Consider the following 1,447-nt stretch of genomic DNA (forward strand, 5'->3'; position numbering starts at 1 on the left):
ATTCAACCCTGAGGCGTGATGACGATGCACTACGGTGCAGAAGTAGTTGATGCCAAGCTTCCAGGAAAAGCCTCTAAGCATCAGGTAACACAGAATCGTACCCCAAACCGACACAGGTGGTCAGGTAGAGAATACCAAGGCGCTTGAGAGAACTCGGGTGAAGGAACTAGGCAAAATGGTGCCGTAACTTCGGGAGAAGGCACGCTGGCGCGTAGGTGAAGAGACTTGCTCTCGGAGCTGAAGCCAGTCGCAGATACCAGCTGGCTGCAACTGTTTAATAAAAACACAGCACTGTGCAAACACGAAAGTGGACGTATACGGTGTGACGCCTGCCCGGTGCTGGAAGGTTAATTGATGGGGTCAGCCGCAAGGCGAAGCTCTTGATCGAAGCCCCAGTAAACGGCGGCCGTAACTATAACGGTCCTAAGGTAGCGAAATTCCTTGTCGGGTAAGTTCCGACCTGCACGAATGGCGTAATGATGGCCAGGCTGTCTCCACCCGAGACTCAGTGAAATTGAACTCGCTGTGAAGATGCAGTGTACCCGCGGCAAGACGGAAAGACCCCGTGAACCTTTACTATAGCTTGACACTGAACATTGAGCCTTGATGTGTAGGATAGGTGGGAGGCTTTGAAGCGTGGACGCCAGTCTGCGTGGAGCCAACCTTGAAATACCACCCTTTAATGTTTGATGTTCTAACTCGGCCCCGTGATCCGGGGTGAGGACAGTGTCTGGTGGGTAGTTTGACTGGGGCGGTCTCCTCCCAAAGAGTAACGGAGGAGCACGAAGGTTAGCTAATCACGGTCGGACATCGTGAGGTTAGTGCAAAGGCATAAGCTAGCTTGACTGCGAGAGTGACGGCTCGAGCAGGTACGAAAGTAGGTCTTAGTGATCCGGTGGTTCTGAATGGAAGGGCCATCGCTCAACGGATAAAAGGTACTCCGGGGATAACAGGCTGATACCGCCCAAGAGTTCATATCGACGGCGGTGTTTGGCACCTCGATGTCGGCTCATCACATCCTGGGGCTGAAGTAGGTCCCAAGGGTATGGCTGTTCGCCATTTAAAGTGGTACGCGAGCTGGGTTTAGAACGTCGTGAGACAGTTCGGTCCCTATCTGCCGTGGGCGTTGGAAGATTGAGAGGGGTTGCTCCTAGTACGAGAGGACCGGAGTGAACGCACCACTGGTGTTCGGGTTGTCATGCCAATGGCACTGCCCGGTAGCTAAGTGCGGAAAAGATAAGCGCTGAAAGCATCTAAGCGCGAAACTTGCCTCGAGATGAGTCTTCCCTGGGAACTTGATTCCCCTGAAGGAACGTTTAAGACTAAGACGTTGATAGGCTGGGTGTGTAAGTGCAGCGATGCATTGAGCTAACCAGTACTAATGATCCGTGAGACTTAACCTTACAACACCAAAGGTGTTTTTAGAGCAGACGAAAGATTTTCAGCG

The 1,447-nt window shown here is 52.4% G+C and carries 1 rRNA gene; it reads left to right on the forward strand.

Going from position 1 to position 1,447, the window contains the following annotated elements:
• A 23S ribosomal RNA gene (locus JOE25_RS26480) occupies positions 1 to 1,403 on the forward strand; the annotation flags it as partial.
• Between the last annotated feature and the right edge of the window lie 44 nt (positions 1,404 to 1,447).

The organism is Serratia sp. PL17 (genome assembly GCF_017832355.1).
Taxonomy (GTDB): domain Bacteria; phylum Pseudomonadota; class Gammaproteobacteria; order Enterobacterales; family Enterobacteriaceae; genus Serratia.